Origin of the sequence: Micromonospora sp. DT46, from assembly GCF_049841735.1 — a bacterium.
Classification (GTDB): Bacteria; Actinomycetota; Actinomycetes; order Mycobacteriales; family Micromonosporaceae; genus Micromonospora; species Micromonospora reichwaldensis.
Window position 1 is genome coordinate 1 of record NZ_JBNCKW010000040.1, and the last position, 275, is coordinate 275.

Genomic DNA, 275 nt, shown 5'->3' on the forward strand with positions numbered 1-275 from the left:
CGAATCGCCGCTGGCCGGCACCCCACCTCGGGGTGCCGGCCAGCGGCGTCTGCGGCGGGTGGACCCCTTCAGCGGGGGGCCGTGGCGTGGACCCTGACGATCACGGCGGTGGCGTTGTCGTCGCCGCCGGCCTCCAGGGTGCCGTGGAGCAGGTCCCGCACTGCCTCCTCCGGTCGCGGTGCCGCCAGGAGTTCCCGTATCAGGTGATAGTCGACCTGGTCGCTGACGCCGTCGGTGCAGAGCAGCCAGACGTCGCCGGGGCGCAGCGACACCGC

1 protein-coding gene is annotated in these 275 nt (G+C 74.2%); it reads right to left on the reverse strand.

The genetic code is table 11. The features are described from left to right. Positions 1-68 precede the first annotated feature (68 nt). Positions 69-275: PP2C family protein-serine/threonine phosphatase (locus ACLQ20_RS31375; protein ID WP_425858388.1), on the reverse strand; the 207-nt coding region annotated here is incomplete at its 5' end.